General features: G+C 68.6%; 21 protein-coding genes. 9 read left to right on the top strand and 12 right to left on the bottom strand.

Translation table 11 applies throughout. The features are described 5' to 3' along the window. The first annotated feature begins 19 nt into the window (after positions 1 to 19). A complete protein-coding gene (locus P8934_RS09985; protein ID WP_278030899.1) occupies positions 20 to 820 on the top strand; it encodes a hypothetical protein in 801 nt (266 codons plus the stop codon). A 16-nt stretch (positions 821 to 836) separates the two neighbouring features. Here the strand turns inward: P8934_RS09985 and P8934_RS09980 are convergent, their stop codons facing one another. The 4 genes from P8934_RS09980 to P8934_RS09965 all read right to left on the bottom strand — a co-directional run bounded on the left by P8934_RS09980 (position 837) and on the right by P8934_RS09965 (position 4,362). Then, positions 837 to 1,355, bottom strand: a complete 519-nt coding sequence (locus tag P8934_RS09980) for a winged helix DNA-binding protein (protein WP_278030898.1) — start codon at positions 1,353 to 1,355, stop codon at positions 837 to 839. Positions 1,356 to 1,387: 32 nt separating this feature from the next. Further along, a complete protein-coding gene (locus P8934_RS09975; RefSeq protein WP_278030897.1) occupies positions 1,388 to 2,683 on the bottom strand; it encodes a TRAP transporter large permease subunit in 1,296 nt (431 codons plus the stop codon). 16 nt (positions 2,684 to 2,699) lie between these two features. Then, positions 2,700 to 3,251 carry a TRAP transporter small permease gene (locus P8934_RS09970; protein ID WP_278030896.1) on the bottom strand — a complete coding sequence of 184 codons (552 nt, stop codon included), beginning with the start codon at positions 3,249 to 3,251 and terminating at the stop codon, positions 2,700 to 2,702. Positions 3,252 to 3,360: 109 nt separating this feature from the next. Next, complete coding sequence (locus P8934_RS09965) at positions 3,361 to 4,362, bottom strand: TRAP transporter substrate-binding protein (protein WP_278030895.1); 1,002 nt, start codon at positions 4,360 to 4,362, stop codon at positions 3,361 to 3,363. Positions 4,363 to 4,563: 201 nt separating this feature from the next. Here P8934_RS09965 and P8934_RS09960 point away from each other — a divergent pair, with 201 nt between their 5' ends. From P8934_RS09960 to P8934_RS09950, 3 genes are read left to right on the top strand one after another with little or no spacing between them, the layout of a single operon-like run. Then, on the top strand, positions 4,564 to 5,319 hold the full coding sequence (locus P8934_RS09960; protein WP_278030894.1) for a 5-oxoprolinase subunit PxpA: 756 nt from the start codon (positions 4,564 to 4,566) through the stop codon (positions 5,317 to 5,319). After that, a complete protein-coding gene (gene pxpB, locus P8934_RS09955) occupies positions 5,316 to 6,044 on the top strand; it encodes a 5-oxoprolinase subunit PxpB (RefSeq protein WP_278030893.1) in 729 nt (242 codons plus the stop codon). The genes P8934_RS09960 and pxpB overlap by 4 nt, the downstream gene beginning before the upstream one ends. Beyond that, positions 6,041 to 6,973: a biotin-dependent carboxyltransferase family protein gene (locus P8934_RS09950; RefSeq protein ID WP_278030892.1), complete on the top strand. Its 933-nt coding sequence runs from the start codon at positions 6,041 to 6,043 to the stop codon at positions 6,971 to 6,973. The genes pxpB and P8934_RS09950 overlap by 4 nt, the downstream gene beginning before the upstream one ends. Before the next feature lie 35 nt (positions 6,974 to 7,008). Here P8934_RS09950 and P8934_RS09945 read toward each other — a convergent pair whose 3' ends face one another. Continuing rightward, positions 7,009 to 7,218, bottom strand: a complete 210-nt coding sequence (locus P8934_RS09945) for a hypothetical protein (RefSeq protein ID WP_278030891.1) — start codon at positions 7,216 to 7,218, stop codon at positions 7,009 to 7,011. A 241-nt stretch (positions 7,219 to 7,459) separates the two neighbouring features. Here P8934_RS09945 and sugE point away from each other — a divergent pair, with 241 nt between their 5' ends. Next, a complete protein-coding gene (sugE, locus tag P8934_RS09940) occupies positions 7,460 to 7,774 on the top strand; it encodes a quaternary ammonium compound efflux SMR transporter SugE (protein WP_278034021.1) in 315 nt (104 codons plus the stop codon). A 13-nt stretch (positions 7,775 to 7,787) separates the two neighbouring features. Here the strand turns inward: sugE and csiR are convergent, their stop codons facing one another. Further along, entirely contained in the window at positions 7,788 to 8,474 is a 687-nt protein-coding gene (gene csiR / locus P8934_RS09935) for a DNA-binding transcriptional regulator CsiR (RefSeq protein ID WP_278034020.1), read from the bottom strand. A gap of 142 nt (positions 8,475 to 8,616) precedes the next feature. Between csiR and lhgO the strand changes: the two genes are divergently transcribed. Further along, a complete protein-coding gene (lhgO, locus tag P8934_RS09930; RefSeq protein WP_278030890.1) occupies positions 8,617 to 9,816 on the top strand; it encodes an L-2-hydroxyglutarate oxidase in 1,200 nt (399 codons plus the stop codon). A gap of 11 nt (positions 9,817 to 9,827) precedes the next feature. On the opposite strand, the gene sulP is transcribed toward lhgO, so the two are convergent. Next, positions 9,828 to 11,546, bottom strand: a complete 1,719-nt coding sequence (gene sulP, locus P8934_RS09925; RefSeq protein ID WP_278030889.1) for a sulfate permease — start codon at positions 11,544 to 11,546, stop codon at positions 9,828 to 9,830. Positions 11,547 to 11,691: 145 nt separating this feature from the next. Between sulP and P8934_RS09920 the strand changes: the two genes are divergently transcribed. After that, complete coding sequence (locus tag P8934_RS09920; protein WP_133633998.1) at positions 11,692 to 12,966, top strand: aminotransferase class I/II-fold pyridoxal phosphate-dependent enzyme; 1,275 nt, start codon at positions 11,692 to 11,694, stop codon at positions 12,964 to 12,966. Between the two features lie 93 nt (positions 12,967 to 13,059). Here P8934_RS09920 and P8934_RS09915 read toward each other — a convergent pair whose 3' ends face one another. The 4 genes from P8934_RS09915 to rarD all read right to left on the bottom strand — a co-directional run bounded on the left by P8934_RS09915 (position 13,060) and on the right by rarD (position 16,849). Then, positions 13,060 to 13,311 carry a hypothetical protein gene (locus tag P8934_RS09915; protein ID WP_278030888.1) on the bottom strand — a complete coding sequence of 84 codons (252 nt, stop codon included), beginning with the start codon at positions 13,309 to 13,311 and terminating at the stop codon, positions 13,060 to 13,062. Between the two features lie 100 nt (positions 13,312 to 13,411). Further along, positions 13,412 to 14,599 carry an MFS transporter gene (locus P8934_RS09910; RefSeq protein WP_278030887.1) on the bottom strand — a complete coding sequence of 396 codons (1,188 nt, stop codon included), beginning with the start codon at positions 14,597 to 14,599 and terminating at the stop codon, positions 13,412 to 13,414. Between the two features lie 95 nt (positions 14,600 to 14,694). After that, on the bottom strand, positions 14,695 to 15,846 hold the full coding sequence (locus P8934_RS09905) for an FAD-dependent oxidoreductase (RefSeq protein ID WP_278030886.1): 1,152 nt from the start codon (positions 15,844 to 15,846) through the stop codon (positions 14,695 to 14,697). A 76-nt stretch (positions 15,847 to 15,922) separates the two neighbouring features. Next, entirely contained in the window at positions 15,923 to 16,849 is a 927-nt protein-coding gene (gene rarD, locus P8934_RS09900; RefSeq protein ID WP_278030885.1) for an EamA family transporter RarD, read from the bottom strand. A gap of 136 nt (positions 16,850 to 16,985) precedes the next feature. Between rarD and P8934_RS09895 the strand changes: the two genes are divergently transcribed. Next, positions 16,986 to 17,801, top strand: coding sequence for an amidohydrolase (locus tag P8934_RS09895; protein ID WP_278030884.1), 816 nt, complete (start codon positions 16,986 to 16,988; stop codon positions 17,799 to 17,801). Then, positions 17,801 to 18,499: a pseudouridine synthase gene (locus tag P8934_RS09890; protein WP_278030883.1), complete on the top strand. Its 699-nt coding sequence runs from the start codon at positions 17,801 to 17,803 to the stop codon at positions 18,497 to 18,499. The genes P8934_RS09895 and P8934_RS09890 overlap by 1 nt, the downstream gene beginning before the upstream one ends. A gap of 55 nt (positions 18,500 to 18,554) precedes the next feature. Here P8934_RS09890 and P8934_RS09885 read toward each other — a convergent pair whose 3' ends face one another. Next, positions 18,555 to 20,297 (bottom strand): GGDEF domain-containing protein, encoded by a 1,743-nt coding sequence (locus tag P8934_RS09885; RefSeq protein ID WP_278030882.1) that lies wholly within the window; start codon positions 20,295 to 20,297, stop codon positions 18,555 to 18,557. Positions 20,298 to 20,511 lie beyond the last annotated feature (214 nt).

Genomic DNA, 20,511 nt, shown 5'->3' with positions numbered 1-20,511 from the left:
GGGAGGTCGCTCGTCGTTCATGCTCCAGCTGATGCTGATCAAGCTGCTGGCCACTGCCGGCATCGTCATTCTCGTGGCGCTCTCGGTGGGCCGCCTGGGGCCAAGGCTTGGCGGCATACTCGCCGGCACGCCGGTGATTCTCGGCCCGGGCTACTTCTTCATGCTGCGCGAGCAGTCGGCGGGTTTCGTGCAGGACGCCGTGCTCTCCACCCTGCACGCGCTGGTGGCGACCCTGCTGTTCACCGTGTGCTTCGTGCTGACCGCGGCGCGGCTCTCGGCCCTGCGCAGCCTGGCGCTGGCCAGCCTGCTCTGGGTGCCCGGTGCGCTGCTGTTCACGCAGATGCCGGGCGGCCTGCCCGGGGCCATCGCCGCCTACCTGGCGGTGCTGCTGGTCGCGGAAGTCGTCAATCGCTGGCTGCGCCTGGGGCAGCCGGTGGTGGTGGCACGCTCGGGATGGCTCGACCTGCTGCTGCGCGGATTGCTGGCGGGGGCGGTGGTGAGCCTCGCGACCACCCTGGCGGCGCGGTCGGGCCCGGCGCTCTCCGGTGTCATCCTGGGCTTTCCGGTCGGCATCCTGACCATTGCCTGGGCACTGCACGAGCGCTATGGGGCCGAGGTGGCGCGCATGACCGTCAGCATGACCCAGCGTGGCATGCTGAGCCTGCTCGCCTTCTGTACGGTGAGCCATCTCGGCGTGGGCCACCTGCCCGGCATGCTGGTCTTCGCGCTATCCCTGGCGGCATCGATGACCACGAGCTTCCTGCTGTTCATGTTCAGCCTGTGGCGGGCCCGTCGGCGTTACCCGCGCTCCTCGGTCTAGCGCTGTCGCTACTGGCCTACAGCGAGGCGGCGGAGCGGGCGGCCTGGTCATAGAGCCCGGACATCGCCCGCAGCAGCCCCGCCAGGCGACTCATCTCCTCGCGTTCGATGCCCATGGAGGCGAGCGAGTCGACCAGGCAGGCCTCGCGGATCTCGGCATAGCGGCTACAGGCCTCCCGCCCGGACTCGGTTGTGCGGAAGAAGGTCTCCTTGCCCTGCTTCTCGCCGGCCACCAGCCCCAGGCGCGCCAGTTTCTTCAGCGCATAGGTCACCGTATGGGTGTCCTCGACGTTGAGCACCAGGCAGATGTCCGCCTGGCGCTTGGCACGCTCCCGGTGGTTGACGCTATGCAGCACCAGCACGTCCAGGGCGCCGAGCTCCGGATAGCCGCTGGCCGTCATGCAGCGCACCATCCAGCGGTCGAAGGCATGGCCAGCGATGATCAGGCCGAATTCGAACTCCGAAAGCTCCTGGCTGCTGCGCGACAGGTGCTCCGAAGAGACGATGGGGCCGCGAGGTGTCCTTGTGTTTGTCACGTGCTGCTCCTTTTCCATGCCTGTTGTCATGGCTAGTTGCCCATGGCCTGCGGCAGCCAGGTGACGATGCCGGGGAAGAGGCTGATCAGCACCACGCCGAGCATCATCAGGAAGAAGAACGGCATGGCCGCCCAGGCGATCGACAGGATATTGCGTCCCGTCATGCCCTGCAGCACGAAGAGGTTGAACCCGACCGGCGGGGTGATCTGCGACATCTCCACCACGATCACCAGAAAGATGCCGAACCAGATCAGGTCGATACCGGCGGCCTCGACCATGGGCAGCATGATGGAGGTGGTCAGTACCACCACCGAGATGCCATCCAGGAAGCAGCCCAGCAGGATGAACAGGACCGTGAGCGCCGCGAGCAGCATGACGGGAGACAGTCCCAGGGTGCCGATCCAGGCGGCGAGCTCCCGGGGCAGCCCGGTGAAGCCCATGGCGGCGGTGAGGAAGGCGGCGCCTGCCAGGATGAAGGCGATCATGGTCGAGGTGCGCACTGCCCCGAGCAGAGCGTCGCGAAACACCGTGCCGTCCATGGTGCCTTGGGTACTGGCCAGCAGCAGTGAGAGCACTACCCCCACGGCCGCCGCCTCGGTGGGGGAGGCCAGACCGGCATAGATCGAGCCGATGACCCCGACGATCAGGGCCAGCAGGGGAATCAGGCGACGCGCCCGGCGCAGCTTCTCGCCCAGCGGGAGGCCTGTCTCGGCGGGGGGGATCTTGTCCGGGTAACGCCAGGACCAGAGCATCAGGTAGCCGGCGAACAGCGAGATCAGCAGCAGCCCCGGGAAGATGCCGGCCACGAAGAGCCGGGCGATGGACTGGTCGGTGGCCACGCCATAGACGATCAGGATGATCGAGGGCGGGATCAGCAGGCCCAGGGTCGCCGAGCCGGCCAGGGTGCCGATGATCAGCTTCTCGTCGTAGCCGCGGCGAGTGAGCTCGGGGATGGTCATCTTGCCCATGGTGGCGCAGGTGGCCGCCGAGGACCCCGAGACGGCGGCGAACAGGCCGCAACCGATCACGTTGGTGTGCAGCAGGCGGCCCGGGATGCGCTGCATCCAGGGCGAGAGGCCGGTGAACATGTCGTCGGCGAGCCGCGAGCGAAACAGTATCTCGCCCATCCAGATGAACATCGGCAGGGCGGTGAGCTCCCAGCTGTAGCTCTCGCCCCAGACGTTGGAGGCGAGCACGTCGCCGGTGGGCACCGAGGTGAACTGCGACAGGCCCAGCCAGCCCAGCGCCAGCAGGGAGAAGGCCACCCAGACGCCGCTGCCGAGCAGCAGCAGCAGGGTGACGAAGAGGACCGTCATCATCACGAGCATGGTATGTCTCCCGGGCTCATTCCTGGCCGCTGTCGTCGATGGTGAAGCTGGAGGGCCGCGTCACGACGGTCACCAGGGTGGAAAGCCAGGCCTCGGCCAGTGCCAGGCAGAAGAGCAAGACCCCGGCGAGCATGGCCGACTGGGGGATCCACAGCGGGATGCTCAGCAGGCCGTAGGAGGTCTCGTTGAAGGCGATGCTGTCGTCCAGCAGCCAGTAGAGGTACCAGCCGAGATAGAGGCTGAGTACCAGGGCAATGCTCAGGCAGAAGAGCTCGACGAAGGCGCGCGGCGCGGCGGGGAGCCGTCCGATCAGCAGCGTCACGCGGATATGGCCGCCGTGGACGAAGGTATAGGCGAGCCCCAGGAAGCTGGCGCCCACCAGCAGGAAGCCGGAGACCTCCGCGAGGCCGGGAATCGCCAGCCCGATGCGATCGCCGCCGATCCCGGTCGCGATGCGATCGACGATGCGCCCGAGGATCTGGGCGGTGATCAGCGCGCAGATCAGGCAGAGGCAGAGGGCGGCCAGGTAGCCGCCCAGGTTATAGAGCGGTCGCAGACGATAGGTCATGGCGGTAACCGGAAGCAGGGCCGGGGCGTGGAGCGCCTGTGGACTTGGGCGGTCTCGCAGTGCATTAGCGCCAAGTCGCACAGGCACCCAGGCTCCGGCGGGTGGCGGGTCAGTCGCGGGCGGCCTGGTAGGCCTCGAGGATGGCGGCCCCCTGGTCGCCGGCGCGGCCGGCCCACTCCTCGGTCATGGTCTCGCCGACCTCATGGAGCAGTTCGGCGAGTTCCGGGGTCGGTTCGCTGACCTCGATGCCATTCTCCTTGAGCACCGCGAGGGCATCGTCGGTCTCCTGACGGCTCATCTCCCAGCCGCGCGTCTCGGCCTCCGCGGCCGCGTCCAGGACCGCCTGTTGCGTCGCCTCATCGAGGCGTGAGAAGGCCTTCTCGCTGACGATCACCATGTTCTTGGGCAGCCACAGCTGGGCGTGGTTGAAGTGGCTCAGGTAGTCCCAGGCCTTGGTATCGGCGCCGGTGGCCGGCGAGGTGATCATGGCGTCGACGCGACCGGTGCTGAAGGCGGTGGGGATATCCGGCACTTCGACCTGGGTCGGCACGGCGCCGACCAGCTGGGCGATCCGCTCGCTGGCGGTGTTGTAGGCGCGCATGCTGAGGTTCTTGAGATCGTCGCCGGACTCGATGGCCTTGTTGGTATAGATGCCCTGGGGCGGCCAGGGGACGGCGAAGAGCAGGCGCAGCTGCTGTTCGGCGAGCTCTTCGGCGATGACATCGCGAGAGGCCTCCCACAGGGTCTCGGCATCCTCGTAGCTGGAGGCCAGGTAGGGCACCGAGTCAACCTCGAAGATCGCGTTCTCGTTGGCCAGGCGCGACATGATCAGCTCGCCGATGGGCACGATGCCGCGACGCACCGAGTTCTTGATCTCGGCATGGCCGATCAGCGAGCCGTTGGAGTGCACGGTGATGTCCAGTTCACCATCGGTGGCCTCGCGCACGTCGTCGGCGAACTCCCGGATGTTGACGGTATGGAAGGTCATGTCGCCGTAGGGCGTGGGCATGTCCCACTCGGTGGCGGCCTGGGCGGAGCTGCCCAGGGTGGCTAGGCTGAGACCAATGGCGGCGGCCGAGGTCAGATGAAAGAGGGGGAAACGGGCAGTCATGTGCGGTTCCTCGAATCGGGTTCTTGTTGTCGCTGCAGATCGTCGGACAGCGGGCTGTCAGGTTGGAGTCTAGCGAGTGTTCGCGAGGAAGGTTAGGCGGGCGACCGACGCCTGGTCAACGATGTGTAGACTAAAGGACGATGTCTTATCGATAAAACGTTGATAAATTCTTTGCAATGCCTAACCCGGAGGAGGTGAACGATGAAGACCCTGCTGCTCAATGCCGATATGGGCGAGAGCTTCGGTCCCTGGGTCATGGGGCTGGACCACGAGGTGATGCCCCACGTGGACCTGGCCAACGTGGCCTGCGGTTTCCACGCCTCCGACCCGGACGTGATCCGCATGACCGTGCGTCTGGCCAAGCGCCATGGGGTTACCGTGGGGGCGCATCCCGCCTATCCGGACATGGTCGGCTTCGGGCGCCGCTCGATGGCCTGTTCGGCCGAGGAGGTCGAGAACCTGGTGCTCTACCAGGTCGGTGCCCTGGCCGGGGTCTGCCGGGCCGAGGGCCTGGAGGTCGGTTACGTCAAGCCCCACGGGGCGCTCTACAATGACATGATGCGTGACCCGGAGATCCTCGATGCCGTGATGCGGGCGCTGGTGGCCTATGACGTCCAGCTGCCGCTGATGGTGATGGCCACCCGGGATACCCGCCCGCCCCGGGAGCTGGCCGAACGGCATGGCGTGACGCTGTGGTTCGAGGCCTTCGCCGATCGCGCCTACGATGCCGAGGGACGGCTGGTCTCCCGGCGAGAGCTGGGGGCCGTGCACCATGATCCCGAGGTGATCGTCGACCAGGCGCAGCGCATCGCCCGTGGCGAGCCGCTCACGGCCAGCGACGGCAGCGAGCTGGTGCTGGCCGCCGACACCCTCTGCGTGCATGGCGACAATCCCGAGTCGATTGCCGCCATCAAGGCGATCCGCGAGGCGCTCGACGGCCTGGCGAGCGCCTCATGAGCGATAGGTTTCCGCCAGGACTGCCGCGCCTCGAGTCCGCCGGGCTGGACGGCTGGATGGTGCGGCTGTTCGATGCCATCGACGAGGCCAACATGCCCTGGCTCACCGCCCTGGTGAGCGAGTGCGAGACGGCCTTCGGCGATCACCTGGTCGACCTGGTGCCGTCCTATACCACCTTGCTGGTGGTCTTCGACCCGCTGCGATGCTCGCCCGACGAGGCCAGACGACGCCTGGTCGAGATCCTGGAGCGGCTGCAGCCCGACGAGGAGGTGGCGGACGCACCGGTGAAGGAGCTGCCGGTCTGGTATGACGCCTCCGTGGGGCCCGAGCTGCCGCGCCTGGCCGAGCAGGCCGGCATGAGCCTCGAGGAGGTGGTGGCCTGCCACAGCGAGCGCAGCTACCGGGTCTTCGCCCTGGGCTTCGCGCCCGGTTTCGCCTTCATGGGTAGCCTCGATGCCAGGCTCGAGGCGCCACGGCTTCAGACGCCGCGGCGGCGTGTGCCGGCGGGCAGCGTGGCGGTGGCCGGGCGCCAGACCGCGGCCTATCCCGCGGTCACGCCGGGCGGCTGGAACCTCATCGGCCGGACCCCGGCAGTGCTCTTCGACCGTGACCGGGAGGGCTTCAGCCTGCTCCAGGTGGGCGACCGGGTGCGCTTCGTGCCCATCGACCGTGCCGAGTTCGAGCGCCTGGGGGGTGATACCCGACCGATGGAGGAGGGGAGATGACGCAGGCGATTGCCGGACTGAGCGTGACCCGTGCCGGCCCCCTGGCACTGCTCCAGGATGCCGGGCGTTTCGGCGTGCGGCGGCTGGGGGTGACCCAGGGCGGGCCGGTGGACCTGCATGGCTGGGCCTGGGCCAACCATCTGGTGGGCAACGCCTGGGGAACCCCGGCCCTGGAGGTGACATTCGGTGGCCTCGAACTCGTGGCCGAACGGGACCTGGTGGTGGCCGTGGCGGGGGCGGACCTGTCCGCGACCCTGGATGGCGAGCCGCTCGCCGGCTGGCGCTCGTTCCCTGTGACGGCGGGCCAGCGGCTCGCCTTCGCGGCCCCGGCCAATGGCCTGAGGGCCTACCTGGCGGTGGCCGGTGGCTTCGCGGCGGTGCCGGTACTGGGCAGCGTGGCCTGCGTGGTGCGTGAGGGGCTGGGTGGCCATGATGGCCAGGGGCACCGGCTGGCCGAGGGCGACACCCTGCAGGTCACGCCGCGGCGCGCCGCTGCCGGTCGCGAGGCCCCCCGGGAGGTGCAAGGCGACTACCGTCGGCCGGCGGAGCTCTCGCTGCTGCCGGGCGCCCAGGTAGGCGAGTTCAGCGGGGAGAGCCTCTTCCAGGCGTTCAATGCCCCCTGGCGGGTGGACGATCGGGCCGATCGCATGGGCGTTCGCCTGACGGGCCCGCGTCTCGATTGCCGGATGGCGAGCATGATCTCCGAGGGGATCGGCCTGGGCGCGGTGCAGGTGCCACCGGATGGCCAGCCCATTGCCCTGCTCAATGACCGCCAGACCATCGGTGGCTACCCCCGCCTCGGGGCGCTCACGCCGCTGGCCTGCTCACGGCTGGCCCAGTGCCTGCCGGGGCAGGAGGTGCGACTGAAGGCGGTCACGACCGAGCAGGCCCTGGCGGCCTACCGAGGCTTCCGCGCCGGTTTTGCCTGAGGCGCCGCGTCAGGCAACGCTATTCGGTGATCTGGTCAGGCACCCAGGCCGCTCTCGCGCAGCAGCTGGTCGATGCTGCGCTCGACGCGGGGCGCCGCGCCCTCGATGAGCAGCTGGGTCTCCAGGTCGGCCAGGCCGTCCTGCACCAGGCGCTCGATCAGTTCGGCCTTGGTGATGCCGGTGTGCTGGCTGGCACGCTCCAGGCGGGCTTCCAGGTCGCGGGGGAATCTCAGCAGGTGAGGCATGTCGTCGTCTCCAAATGGCCCGTTCCCGGGCGGCCTGATCGTTCTGATACCATAAGGTGCCGATTCGGCTCTGTCACGCCCTCGAGTCTGTCGCGCCAGGGTGACAGCGGCATGACATTGCCTTGACCCTCGTGTGGCAGCTCGCTGTGCCGCGCGCTCGTTTCTCGCCACCGGGACGGCCCGGTGCGTGTCTCGCCATGCGGGGACGGCCCCACCGGATCAGGAATCTCCCTCCATGAACATGGCCTGGATCATGCTGGTCGTTGCCGGCCTGCTGGAAGTTGCCTGGGCGCTGGGCCTCAAGGCCTCACAGGGGTTCAGCCGGCCGTTGCCGAGCGTGCTCACGGTGCTTGCCATGCTGGCGAGCTTCTACCTGCTGGCCCAGGCCATGAAGGTCCTGCCGGTGGGCACGGCCTATGCGATCTGGGTCGGGATCGGGGCCGTGGGCACGGTGCTGCTTGGCATCCTGATCTACGGCGACAGCGCAACGCCGCTGAGGCTGGCCAGCCTGGTGCTGGTGCTCGCGGGGCTGGTGGGGCTGAAGCTCGCCGGATGAGTGAGAGTGGCCGTCAGGCCAGCCCCCGCCGGCGCATGACTTCGGTGATGATGGGAACCGGCGTCATCAGGTGCTCGCGCATCATCTCGGCGGCGCGCGGGGCGTCGCGGGAGAGGATGACCTCCACCAGGGCGGCATGCTCGCGCCGCTTGCGCTCCAGGGCCTCGGCGGAGAAGACCGTCTCGCGCAGCCAGAGATGGCGATAGCGCTCCACCTGGTCGAACAGGCTCTCGCGGACCTTGAGCAGGTGGGGGGAGTTGCAGCCGGCGGCGATGGCGGTATGGAAGGCCTTGTGGCGAGTGTCCCAGACGTCGAGCAGTTCCTCGGAGCTGTTGACCTCCGTCACCTTGGCCAGCGTATGGGCCTTGGCCAGGATGTCGGCCTCCCAGTCGTCGCCCCCGCGCTGGATGGCAAGCTCCAGGACGAGCCCCTCGAGCTGGGCCCGGGCGTCATAGAGGTCGGCGAGTTCCGACAGCGACATGGGCGCCACCCGATAGCCACGCTGGCTGATGGCCACCACCAGGCTCTCGGCCACCAGCTGCGAGAGCGCCTCGCGCAGGGGGCCGATGCCGAGCCCATAGCGCTCCTTGAGGCCGCTCATCAGCAGCTTCTCGCCGGGCGTGAAGACGCCGCGGATGATGTCGCGTTTCAGCCAGTGGTAGGCACTGACGCCCAGGTTCTGTTTCGAGGTGGTGTCCATGGCGCGCTGTCGTTCCGGATGTGGTGCCATCATACCCAATCATCGCCACTGCGGTGAATCGTGTCGTGGCCCATCAAAAAATGGAAACAGTCAGGGATGATGGATATTCTGCGATCACATGCCTGTCTTCCCGAGGTGAGCCTTGTACGACTTCATCATCATCGGCGGCGGTATCCTCGGCATGTCCACCGCCATGCAACTGAGCGAGACCTTTCCCGACCGCCGCATCCTGATGCTCGAGAAGGAGTCGGGCGTGGCCCGTCACCAGAGCGGCCGCAACAGCGGCGTCATCCATGCCGGGATCTACTACGCCCCCGGCAGCCTGAAGGCGCGTTTCTGCCGCGAGGGCAACCGAGCCACCAAGGCGTTCTGTGAGGCCCACGGCATCGAGACCCGCACCTGCGGCAAGTTGCTGGTGGCCACCAGCGACCTCGAGCTTCAGCGCATGCGGGGGCTCTGGGAGCGCACCGGCGCCAATGGTCTCGAGCGCGAGTGGCTGTCCGCCGAGGCGCTTGGCGAGCGGGAGCCGTCGATCACCGGCGTCGGTGCGCTCTTCGTGCCCTCCAGCGGCATCGTCGACTATGCCCGGGTGACCCGGGCCATGGCCGTGGAGTTCGAGCAGCGTGGCGGGCAGGTCCGGTTCGATCAGGAGGTGACCGGCATCGACGAGCGTCCCGGCGAGGTGGTGGTCAGGACCCGTGGTGACGAGTTCTCCACCCGCTACCTGATCTCCTGCGCGGGACTGATGGCCGATCGCGTCGTGAGGATGCTGGGGCGCAATCCCGGCTTCATCATCTGCCCCTTTCGCGGCGAGTACTTTCGCCTGCCCGAGGCGCGTGACGGCATCGTCAACCACCTGGTCTACCCCATCCCGGATCCGGCCATGCCTTTCCTCGGCGTGCACCTGACGCCGCTGATCGACGGCGGCGTCACCCTGGGGCCCAATGCCGTGCTGGCGCTGGCCCGCGAGGGGTATCGCAAGTCGGACGTCTCCCTGCCGGACCTGGCAAGGCTCGTTGCCCATCCCGGGGTGTGGCGGATGCTGGCCGGCAACATCCGCCCGGGGCTCGAAGAGCTGCGCAACTCCTTCTCCCGTCGCCGCTATCTGTCCCTGGTGCGCCGCTACTGTCACGAGCTCACCCTCGATGACCTTAAGCCCTGGCCTGCCGGGGTGCGCGCCCAGGCGGTCTCCCGCGACGGCCGGCTGATCGATGATTTCCTGTTCGTCAACTCGCGGCGTACCGTCAACGTCTGCAATGCGCCGTCGCCGGCGGCCACCTCGGCACTGCCCATCGGGCGCTACATCGTCGACAAGGTGAGGGAGCAGGTGGCGGTCGGTTGACGGCGCGGCCATCAGCCCGACCCGGAGGGGCGTTTGAGCTCGACCCAGGCCGCGTAGGTGCTGAGGAAGACCCGTCCGGTGAGGTCGTCGAGGAAGTCGCTGTGCTTGAGGCGGTCCATCACCGGTCCCTTGACCTCGGCCAGGTGCAGGGTGACCCCGGAGTCCTCGAGCCGGGCGTTGATGGCATCGAGGCTCTCCAGCGCCGAGGCGTCGATCAGGTTGACCGCCGAGCAGATCAGCACCACGTGCTCGAGTTCCGGGCGGCTGGCCACCAGCGCATAGACGGTGTCCTCGAGGTAGCGGGCGTTGGCGAAGTAGAGGCTCTCGTCGACGCGCAGCATGGCCAGGTGGCTGACGGTCTCGGTCTCGTGGCGCTGGACGCTGCGGAAGTGCTCGGTGCCCTCGATGCGACCCACCAGGGCGCTGTGGGGACGGCTGGTGCGGTAGAGGAAGAGGGCGATGGAGAGCAGCACGCCCGAGATGATGCCCGCCTCGACCCCCTCGACCAGGGTCAACGCGATGGTCACTGCCATGGCCGAGAAGTCGCTGCGCGAGTAGCGCCAGGTCTGGCGCACCAGGGGGATATCCACCAGGGTCAGGATGGAGACGGTGATGGTGGCCGCCAGGGTGGCGATGGGCAGGTGCTGCAGCAGCGGGGTCAGCGCCAGGGTCGCCGCGCCGATCCCCAGCGCGGCGAAGAGACCGGCCATGGGCGTGCGGGCCCCGGACTCGAAGTTGATCACCGTGCGCGACAGCCCCCCGGTAACCGGCATCCCGCCGGAGAAGGCCGCGGCCAGGTTGGCGCCCCCCAGGCCCACCAGCTCCTGGTTGGGCGAGATCCGCTCGCGACGCTTGGCGGCCAGCATCTGGGCCATGGAGATCGACTCGACGAAGCCCACCACGCTGATCAGCAGGGCGGGAATCAGCAGGGCGCGCCACAGCGGCAGGTCCAGCGGAGGCAGGCTCAGGGGCGGCAGCCCCCCGGGAATGGCGCCGACCACGGCGACGCCGCGCTCCGCGAGCCCCAGCGACCAGCTGAGCAGTGTCGTGACGACCACCGCGATCACCGGGCCGGTACGGGCCAGCAGGACGGCGAGCCCCTTTGGCAGCCTCAGGGCCCGCAGCAGCCGCTCCCCGTAGTGTCGCATCCCGACCAGGAAGGCCAGGCAGCCGAGGCCGAGCAGCAGGGTCGGCCAGTGGGTCTGCCCCAGCTCGGCGCCGAGGCTCATCAGCAGGTCCAGCGCCGTGAAGCCGCTTGCCTGGATGCCCAGCAGATGGGCCGCCTGGCTGGCGGCGATCAGCACCGCCGAGGCGGAGAGGAACCCGGCGATCACCGGATGGCTCAGGAAGTTGGCGAAGAAGCCCAGGCGCAGCAGGCCCATGGCTGTGAGCATCAGCCCGGAGAGCAGCGAGAGCACCAGCGCCGCCTGCAGATAGGCCGGGCTGCCGGGAGCGGCTACCCCGGAGAGGGCCGCGCCGCTCATCAGCGCGATGATCGCCACCGGGCCGATGGCCAGGGTGCGGCTGGTGCCGAGCAGGGCGTAGGCGATGGCCGGCAGGATGCTGGCATAGAGGCCGACCACGGCTGGCAGGCCGGCGAGCAGGGCATAGGCCAGCGACTGGGGAATCACCATCACGGTGACGATCACCCCGGCCAGCAGGTCGGCGCCGGCCAGTCGGCGGGTGTAGTGGGGCAGCCAGGTGAGGATCGGCAGGTAGCGCTTGAGCATCCTTACTCGCCATATCGGTGGCAGGGGCGACGGGCGCGGCCCCGGGGCATGGCTACCAGACTAAACGATATTGGTCGCCGGTTTCAGGGTTGGTTAGCATCGGGTAAAACAGTGGATACCCCACGACTACGCAGAAGGATGCACCATGAAGCCCGAGACTCTTGCCCTGCACCACGGCTATGCCCCCGATGACCAGCACGCCGTGGCGGTGCCCATCCACCAGACCACCTCGTTCTCGTTCGACAGCGCCCAGCATGCGGCGGACCTCTTCGACCTCAAGGTCGAAGGCAATATCTACTCACGGATCATGAACCCCACCTGCGCGGTGCTCGAGCAGCGCGTGGCGGCCCTTGAGGGAGGTATCGCCGGGCTGGCCGTGGCGTCAGGCATGGCGGCCATCACCTACGCCATCCAGACCATCGCCGAGGCCGGGGACAACATCGTCTCCATCAGCGAGCTCTACGGCGGCACCTACAACCTCTTCGCCCATACCCTGCCGCGCCAGGGGATCGAGGTGCGCTTCGCCGACAAGGACGACATCGCCGGTCTCGAGTCGCTGATCGATGCCCGCACCAAGGCGGTGTTCTGCGAGAGCGTCGGCAACCCCTCCGGCAGCGTGGTGGACATGGTGGCCCTGGCCGAGGCCGCCCATCGCCACGGGGTGCCGGTGATCGTCGACAATACCGTGCCGACCCCCTTCCTGTGGCGGCCCATCGAGCACGGCGCCGACATCGTGATCCACTCGGCCACCAAGTATATCGGCGGCCACGGCACCACGGTGGGCGGGGTGATCGTCGATTCCGGCCGCTTCCCCTGGGCCGAGCACCCCGACCGTTTCCCGCTGCTCAACGAGCCGGACGTCTCCTACCACGGCGTCTGCTATACCCGCGACCTGGGCGAGGCCGCCTTCATCGGCCGTGCCCGGGTGGTGCCGCTGCGCAACATGGGGGCGGCGCTCTCCGCCCAGGCGGCATGGAACCTGCTGCAGGGGCTCGAGACCCTATCGCTGCGCATCGAGCGCGTCTGCGACAACGCCCTGAAGGTGGCCGAGTACCTCGAAGGGCACCCCGCGGTGACCTGGGTGCAGTATGCCGGCCTGCCGAGCCACAAGGATCACGGCCTGGCGCAGCGCTACATGGGCGGGCGTGCCTCGGGCATCCTCAGCTTCGGCATCCAGGGCGGTCGCGAGGCCGGGGCCCGCTTCTACGACGCGCTGGGCATGATCCTGCGGCTGGTCAACATCGGCGACGCCAAGACCTGTTCGTCGATCCCGGCCGCCACTACCCACCGCCAGCTCAACGACGAGGAGCTCAAGGCAGCCGGCGTGAGGCCGGACATGGTGCGCCTCTCCATCGGCATCGAGCATGTCGACGACATCCTCGCCGACCTGGACCAGGCTCTGGCCGCCAGTCAGGCCTGATTCGGCCTCTGACCGTCGCCTCTCCCTCGTCCCGCGCTGCCGGATCCGTCCATGGCCGTCGGGGTGAGGGGGATGTGGTTGGTTGACACGGGCTCAACCGTCCAGCACGTCCTTCACGGGGGTGTCGGGACCGTGGCGATCGATCAGCTCGTCCACTTCATTGGTCAGCCATTTCCTGTCCTGCTGGTACATGATCTCGCCGCCAGCGGAGACCATGAGGCCATCCCCCATCAGCAGCTCTCGTACCTTGGCCAGGGTCGCGCGCTCGGGATCCATGAAGTCACGTATCAGCGCCGCAAGCTCCGGACTCGCCTCTGATTGATCTCCCTCTGGCTGTTCGCTCATCAGGCTGCCTCCTGGTAATGGTGGGTGCGCTGTCCAGGCGTGTTACCCCGCCGGGTCACGTCACGGAGGGTGGCTCTCCCCGGCGTCTCTATACGATAGTTCAGGTCCTGCCAGTAGCGGTAGATGTCACCCAGAGCGTGGCCAGCACCACCAGCAGGATGGCCGGCAACATGGCCAGGTTGAGGAGCTCCCAGCCGAGGTGGTGCAGCAGTGCCCCCGACATCAGCGATCCCAGGGCCACCAGCGAGAAGATGATCAGGTCGTTGATGCCCTGCACCTTGCCGCGCTCGGCCTCGGAGTGGACGGAAGAGAGCAGGGCACTGCCGCCCACGAACAGGAAGTTCCAGCCGATGCCCAGCAGCACCAGGGCCGTCAAGAAGTGCGCCAGGCTGTCGCCCAGGTTGGTTACCAGTACCGTGCCGGTGAGCAGCAGCGTGCCGGTCAGCAGGATGGGTGGCACGCCGAAGCGGGCGATGAGGCTGCCGGTCACGAAGGAGGGCGCGAACATGCCCAGCACGTGCCACTGCATGATGACGGCGACCTGGCCCATCTCGAAGCCCTGAGCGCGCATGGCCAGTGGCGTGGCGGTCATCACCAGCGCCATGATGGCATAACCCACCGCCCCGGCCAGCACCGCCACCCGGAAGCTTGGCCGTGCCGCGATGTCCGCCATGGGGCGCGCACTGTCTCCGGGCTGCGCCTCGCCGCTGGCGGGGACTCGCAGCCGGCTCAGCAGGCCGATGGCCACCAGGGCGAGCAGCGCGATCACCAGGTAGGGCCCGCCGGAGGGCACGCCGATGATCAGGTCCGTGGCGGCACTGGCGTTCCAGGGGCCGAGGAAGGCCGCTACCACGCCACCCGCCAGGACGAAGGAGATCGCCCGGGTGCGAAAGGCGGGACTCGCCACATCCGCGGCGGCGAAGCGGTAGTACATGGCGAAGCCCTGGTAGAGCCCCAGCAGCAGGTTGCCGGCGCAGAACACCCCGAAGGAGCCCGTGGCGATGCCCACGAAACTGACCACCCCGCCCGCCATGCCGCCCAGGGCGGCCCCGGTGATGAAGCCGCGCCGTCTTCCCACCCGCTTCATGTAGAGCGAGGCCGGCAGGGTGGAGACCACCGTGCCGACCATCATCAGGGCGATGGGTAGCGTGGCGAGGCCCGGGTCGGGGCTCAGCTGCTGACCCACCACGCCGCTCAGCGTCATGACGGTGATCGAGGCCACCATGAACAGCACCTGGCTGGTGACCAGGATGGCCACGTTGCGTTTTTCCCGGGGTACCGGCGCCATGCAATCCTCTCTCCTGTGGTGCGTGAAACCTTGCGGCCTGGTTCAGGTTACCCGTGCCCCCTCGTCCTGCTCGCTGCCGGGGCCATGCCCCACCCTCAGGGCCGGAATTGACGAAGGAAGCGGCGATCCAGGCGCCGCTTCCAGGCCAGGGCCAGGCGTCCGCCCCACCAGCGTCGGCCGCGGATGGCGAGCCCCTGGCCGGCCCCCAGGTCGAGGATCGCCAGGGCCAGCCGCTGGGGAACATAGGGCGTCAGGGGGCCACCGGCGAGGCGCGCTGCCAGGTTGTCGAGCAGTACCGGGGCCTGGCGGATGCCGTGGATGCGCAGGCGCGGCAGCTCGTGGTGCAGCATCGCCGCACAGTCCCCGGCGGCGAAGATGTCGGGATGGCCGGGGCTCTGCAGGGTGGCCTCCACGGCCAGGCCGCGGCCGGGAATCAGTGGCAGCCCCAGGCGTTCGACTACCTCGGGCGGTGCCAGCCCAGTGGCATGCACGACATGGTCGGCCGGCAGCCATTGCAGGCTGTCCTCGCCCCAGGCGTTGGCCTCGGTGGCGAAGGTCACGCCGCCGGTGGCATGGCCGTTGACGTCGAGGCCGAAGCGGACCCGGATCTCGCGACGCTCGAGCTGGCGCATCAGCCAGCGCACGGCCCCCGCGGGGGCGCCTTCCAGCAGCCGCTCGCCACGGCTCACCAGCAGGATCTCGGGGTGGGCGCCATGGTGACGCGCCAGTTGGCGCAGCTGGCAGGCCACCTCCACGCCGCTCGGCCCCCCCCCGACGACGACCAGCCGGGGGCTGAGGCCACGGGAGAACTCCTTTTCGAGGCAGTGGCGCAGGGCGAGCAGGCGCGGGATCGGCTTGACCGCCCAGACCTGCGGGCCCGGCGAGCGCCGTGGAGGAGTGGGCGTACGCGACCCCAGGTTCAGCGAGAGCAGCGAGAAGTCGAACTCGCGACCGTCCTCCAGCCGGGCGATCCGTGCCTCCGGGTCGAGGTGTGCCAGGCGGCCCCTCAGGGCTCGCGCGCCGAAGTGGCTCGCCAGGCGGGTCGGATCCAGGCGGTCCTCGGCGGCCGTGAGGCCGGCCCCGAGCATGCCGGTGGCCCGCCCGGAATACCAGAAGCTGCCGGGGTCGACGAGGGTGACCTCGGCGCCCGGAAGGCGGTGGCGATGTCGGATCAGGTACAGGTGGGCATGCCCGGCGCCGACCAGCAGCAGGTGGGGTCGTCCGGCGCGAGGAGGTGTGGGTGTCATCCCGCGATGGTAGCGGAAAGGCGCGGGTCAGGCGACACGGGTGCCCGGCTTGACAGGCCGCGGCGCCCGGGTTGGATCAACGCGACGAGACCGCGGCCTTCGACTCCCGGGGACGTGACTGCCAGGCCGACCAGGAGTAGAGGGCCAGGCCGGTCCAGATCAGCACGAAGGTGGTCAGCTGCACCGGTGCCAGGGGTTCATGGAACACCAGCAGGGCGATGAGGAACTGGATGGTCGGGTTGAGGTACATCAGGAAGCCCAGCGTCGCCAGGCGCAGTCGGCGCGCGGCGCCGGCGAAGGCCAGCAGGGGCAGGGCGGTGATCACACCGCTGGCCACCAGCAGGGCGGTGGTGCGGCCATCGTCGAGGAAGTGGGAGAGCTCGGCCTGGGTGAGCCAGCCCAGCGCCATCAGGGCCAGGGGCAGCAGCAGCAGGGTCTCGACGAAGAGGCCCGAGAGGCCGTCCAGTGGCACCTGCTTGCGCAGCAGGCCGTAGGTGCCGAAGGAGAAGGCCAGGGCCAGGCTGATCCAGGGCAGCTCGCCCAGCATCACCAGCTGGATCGCGATGGCCAGTGCCGCAAGCCCCACCGCCACGCCCTGCAGGCGCGCCATGCGCTCGCGCAGCACCAGCATGCCCAGCCCAACGTTGACCAGCGGGGTCATGAAGTAGCCCAGGCTCGCCTGGAGCACGTGGCGGGTCTCCACCGAGTAGATATAGAGCCCCCAGTTCAGGGCGATGAGCAGGGCGCAACCCAGTACCCGGCCGAGGCGCCTGGGCTCGGCAAGGGCGCGGCGGATGGGCGCCCAGCGGCCGAGCAGGGTGACCAGCCCGACCAGGAAGAGGCAGGACCAGATCACCCGGTGCAGCAGGATCTCGAAGGCGGGCACGCCCTGGAAGAGGGCGAAGAACAGCGGGAAGCAACCCCAGGCCACATAGGCGGCCAGGCCGAAGGCGACGCCCTTGCCGGTTTCGTGCTGGGGGGCAGAGGTGGGATGGCTGGACATGGCGGCCTCTAATCGAAATGCGCTAGACATTAGCAGGCTATTGGCGTGCCCGCCATGGGTCCTGTGCGACGGCTGACGATGACGGGGCTCGTGGGGTAGGCTGTGACGGGCCCATTACCTCGACGGGAGTCCCCCTATGAGCGAACTCAGAACCACCCTGGTGCAGTGCGACCTGCGCTGGGAAGACCCCGATGCCAACTGCCGGATGCTCGAGGAGACCCTGGGCGGGCTCGGCGCCGATGACACCGACCTGATCGTGCTGCCGGAGATGTTCGCCACCGGCTTTACCATGAACTCCCGGGAGATGGCCGAGCCCATGGCCGAGAGCCGGACCGTGGCCTGGCTCAAGGACCAGGCGGCCCGCCGCGGCTGCGTGGTCACCGGCAGTGTCGCCGTGGTGGAGGACGGCGACTACTTCAACCGCCTGGTCTGGGCGCGCCCGGACGGCAGCCTGGTCACCTACGACAAGCGCCACCTGTTCCGCATGGCCGGGGAGCACGAGCGGTATGCCATGGGCCATGAGCGGGTGATCGTCGAGCTCAAGGGCTTCCGGATCCTGCTCAGCGTCTGCTACGACCTGCGCTTCCCCGTCTGGCTGCGCCAGCAGCCGGGGCCCGACGAGCACTTCGAGTATGACGCCCTGCTCTGCGTGGCCAACTGGCCGGCGCCGCGTCGCCACCCCTGGCGTGTGCTGCTGCAGGCCCGGGCCATCGAGAACCTCTGCCCGGTGATCGGCGTCAACCGGGTCGGCGAGGATGCCAAGGGACTCGCCTATGCCGGCGATTCCATGCTGGTCGATGCCAAGGGCGAGACGCTGATCGACGAGCCCCGTGATACCCCCTTCCTGAAGACCGGCCGCCTGTCGCTGGATGAGCTCCAGGCCTTCCGAGAGAAGTTTCCCGCCTGGCGCGATGCCGACCACTTCGGCCTCGCCGACGGGGTGGGCTACTGATGCGCCTGGACCGCTTCCTCTGCGAGACCACCGACCTGACGCGCAGCCTGGCCAAGAAGGCCCTGCACCGCGAGGAGGTCCAGGTGGACGGCGAGGTGATCAAGAACCCCGCCACCCAGGTCGACGAGCAGAGCCAGGTCACCTGGAACGGCGAGCGCCTGGCCCTGGTCGGGCTGCGCTACGTGATGCTGCACAAGCCCGAGGGGGTCGAATGCAGCGCCCGTCGCGGCCTCTACCCGCTGGTCCGCGAGCTGGTCGACCTCCCCCATGTGGAGCGGCTGCAGACGGTGGGCCGTCTGGACGTCGATACCACCGGCCTGGTGCTGCTTACCGATGACGGCCAGTGGTCCCATCGGGTCACCTCGCCGAAGCGCCGCTGTGGCAAGGTCTACGCGGTCACGCTCGCCGAGCCGCTGGAGGGTGCGGCGCGGGATGACGCCGTGGCCCGGTTCGCCGAGGGGGTGCTGCTCGACGGGGAGGAGAAGCCGACGCGTCCCGCGGAACTCACCATGCGCTCACCCCGCGTGGCCGAGCTGACCCTCTACGAAGGCAAGTACCATCAGGTCAAGCGGATGTTTGCCGCCATCGGTCACCATGTGGTGGCCCTGCACCGCGAATCGATCGGGCCGCTCTCCCTCGGCCAGCTGGGCCCCGGCGAGTGGCGGGAGCTCACCGAGGAGGAGGTGGCGCGCTTCTGAGGCCGGAAGGGCTCCTCGGGGCATCGCACGCTGCCGGCCAGGTGCTGCGGGGGCCTCAGGCGTAGGTCTCGATCCTCGCCCGCCCGCGGTGCTTGGCCGAGTAGAGCGCCTTGTCGGCGAGCCCGATCAGCGTCAGCGGGTCGCCGGCATGCTCGGGGTAGGTGGCGATACCACAGGAGATCGACAGCGGCCCGAGTACCCGGTCGCGGTGACGGAAACGCGTCCGGCTCAGCACCTCCAGCAGCTCGGCGAGGCGCGCCTCGGCGATGGCCGCGGTGGCCCCTGGCATGATGATGACGAACTCCTCGCCGCCCATCCGGCAGACCACGTCGGCGTCACGGAAGTGATGGGTCAGTACCCGTCCCACGCCGACCAGTACCGTATCGCCCGCCTCGTGCCCCTCGCGGTCGTTGAACTGCTTGAAGTGGTCGATATCGATCATGGCCAGGGTCAGCGGTGTGCCCTGGCGGCGTGAGACCGCCGCCTCGTGCTCGAGCAGCTCGTCGAAGTAGCGGCGGTTGTGCAACCCGGTCAGGGCGTCCTGGTAGGAGTAGGCCTGGAGCTTCTCGACCATCTGCTCCAGCGCTCGCGTGCGCTCGGCGACCTGTTTCTCGAGGGAGAGGTTGAGGCGGTGCAGCTCGCGCTGGGTATGCCGGTAGTGCCAGAGCGAGATCATCACGATGGCCAGCGCGAAGCCCAGTGCGGCGCCACTGACCGGTACACGGCGCCAGGGCAGCAGGCCGTGGGCCACGGCCATGTCGACCAGCAGCAGCAGGGCGAAGAGCCCATAGCTGGTGATGATCAGCTTCTGCTCGGCGTTGAGGGCGCCCAGGTGCACCACGATGGTCGTGAACATCATCAGCAGGGTGACCAGCAGCAGGGCATCGAAGGGCGGGAAGGTGCTGGAGAGGTCGATGACGCCGGCCAGGGCCAGCCCCGGTGCCATCACCAGATAGCCCAGGTGGAGCTGCCAGATGCGCCGCAGCAGTGTCGGGCGTTGCGCGGCGAACCAGTGCTCCAGCATCAGCCCCATGGCCACCGGCAGGGTGTAGTAGCCGATGGCGGCCAGGTAGTCCCACAGCAGCGGGATCTCCAGCAGCAGCTGGCTGGCCTGGGTCTCGGCCAGCAGCATGATGCCGGCGGCCAGGGCGAACAGCCCGATGCCGAGGAAGCTGCGTCGGTCGGCCTGCACGAGGGCGAAGATGAAGGCCAGCAGGGCCAGCAGCAGCAGGAAGGCGCTGACCACCAGATCCCAGGCGGAACGCTCGAGGATGAAGTGCAGCAGGTCGAGGCGGTCCATCAGCTTGACCTCGCCCCACAGGCCGATGTCGGTGTAGTCGGAGAAGACGCGGAAGTAGAGGGTCCTTCCCGCGAAGGTCTCGGGCAGGCTGATCATGTGCCAGGGCCACCCCGCGAAGCGGCCCTCCCCGCGGGCATCGAAGTGCCCGTACTGGTAGATGAGCTCGTTTTCCAGCCACGCCTGGGTGATCAGGTCGACGCTGTAGATGTAGAGCACCGGGTCGCGCCACTCGCCCTCCGGCAGGGTGATGCGGAACCAGGCGTGCTTGTTGCCGCCGCGACCGGGCGGGTTGGAGGGAAAGGCGATCGGCTTCCATTCGCCCGGCGAGGCCGGTTCGGCGACCCAGGCCGGGGTGCCGTCGGACCTGAAGGGCGAGTCCCCCCAGCGATATTCCCAGCCCTCGTCGAGGGCCAGCGGGGCGGGACCGGCCCAGGACGGGGCGGCCAGCAGCAATGCCAGGACCAGGGTCCCGAGCAGGGAGGGGAAGAGTGTGCGCATGGTGTCCCGTGCCTTGGATCAGATCGACAGTGTAACTCAACGTAACCCGTAGTGGATGCCTCCCTTGTCAACGCCCGCGGGCGGATCCCATGGCATTCCCGGAGGCACCCATATTTATACCGTTATCTATTTCCTGCCACACTTGGTAACTGCTCGGCCTCACGGAACTGGGCGCGTCCGGTAGGTCCGCTACACCATCGGAAGAGTTCTCTCT

The organism is Halomonas sp. CKK8 (genome assembly GCF_029625235.1).
GTDB classification, from domain to species: domain Bacteria; phylum Pseudomonadota; class Gammaproteobacteria; order Pseudomonadales; family Halomonadaceae; genus Halomonas; species Halomonas ventosae.
The sequence above is the reverse complement of the archived record's forward strand: the minus strand, read 5'-3'. Positions and strand labels throughout refer to the sequence as shown.

Coding starts and splice junctions, on each gene's coding strand:
- P8934_RS09985 (WP_278030899.1), top strand. CDS start 20: ATGCTCCAGCTGATGCTGATCAAGCTGCTGGCCACTGCCGGCATCGTC.
- sugE (WP_278034021.1), top strand. CDS start 7,460: ATGGCCTGGATCATGCTGGTCGTTGCCGGCCTGCTGGAAGTTGCCTGG.
- P8934_RS09895 (WP_278030884.1), top strand. CDS start 16,986: ATGAGCGAACTCAGAACCACCCTGGTGCAGTGCGACCTGCGCTGGGAA.
- P8934_RS09915 (WP_278030888.1), bottom strand. CDS start 13,311: ATGAGCGAACAGCCAGAGGGAGATCAATCAGAGGCGAGTCCGGAGCTT.
- P8934_RS09890 (WP_278030883.1), top strand. CDS start 17,801: ATGCGCCTGGACCGCTTCCTCTGCGAGACCACCGACCTGACGCGCAGC.
- P8934_RS09965 (WP_278030895.1), bottom strand. CDS start 4,362: ATGACTGCCCGTTTCCCCCTCTTTCATCTGACCTCGGCCGCCGCCATT.
- P8934_RS09950 (WP_278030892.1), top strand. CDS start 6,041: ATGACGCAGGCGATTGCCGGACTGAGCGTGACCCGTGCCGGCCCCCTG.
- P8934_RS09920 (WP_133633998.1), top strand. CDS start 11,692: ATGAAGCCCGAGACTCTTGCCCTGCACCACGGCTATGCCCCCGATGAC.
- P8934_RS09885 (WP_278030882.1), bottom strand. CDS start 20,297: ATGCGCACACTCTTCCCCTCCCTGCTCGGGACCCTGGTCCTGGCATTG.
- P8934_RS09975 (WP_278030897.1), bottom strand. CDS start 2,683: ATGCTCGTGATGATGACGGTCCTCTTCGTCACCCTGCTGCTGCTGCTC.
- P8934_RS09970 (WP_278030896.1), bottom strand. CDS start 3,251: ATGACCTATCGTCTGCGACCGCTCTATAACCTGGGCGGCTACCTGGCC.
- P8934_RS09905 (WP_278030886.1), bottom strand. CDS start 15,846: ATGACACCCACACCTCCTCGCGCCGGACGACCCCACCTGCTGCTGGTC.
- P8934_RS09910 (WP_278030887.1), bottom strand. CDS start 14,599: ATGGCGCCGGTACCCCGGGAAAAACGCAACGTGGCCATCCTGGTCACC.
- pxpB (WP_278030893.1), top strand. CDS start 5,316: ATGAGCGATAGGTTTCCGCCAGGACTGCCGCGCCTCGAGTCCGCCGGG.
- rarD (WP_278030885.1), bottom strand. CDS start 16,849: ATGTCCAGCCATCCCACCTCTGCCCCCCAGCACGAAACCGGCAAGGGC.
- csiR (WP_278034020.1), bottom strand. CDS start 8,474: ATGGACACCACCTCGAAACAGAACCTGGGCGTCAGTGCCTACCACTGG.
- sulP (WP_278030889.1), bottom strand. CDS start 11,546: ATGCTCAAGCGCTACCTGCCGATCCTCACCTGGCTGCCCCACTACACC.
- P8934_RS09945 (WP_278030891.1), bottom strand. CDS start 7,218: ATGCCTCACCTGCTGAGATTCCCCCGCGACCTGGAAGCCCGCCTGGAG.
- P8934_RS09960 (WP_278030894.1), top strand. CDS start 4,564: ATGAAGACCCTGCTGCTCAATGCCGATATGGGCGAGAGCTTCGGTCCC.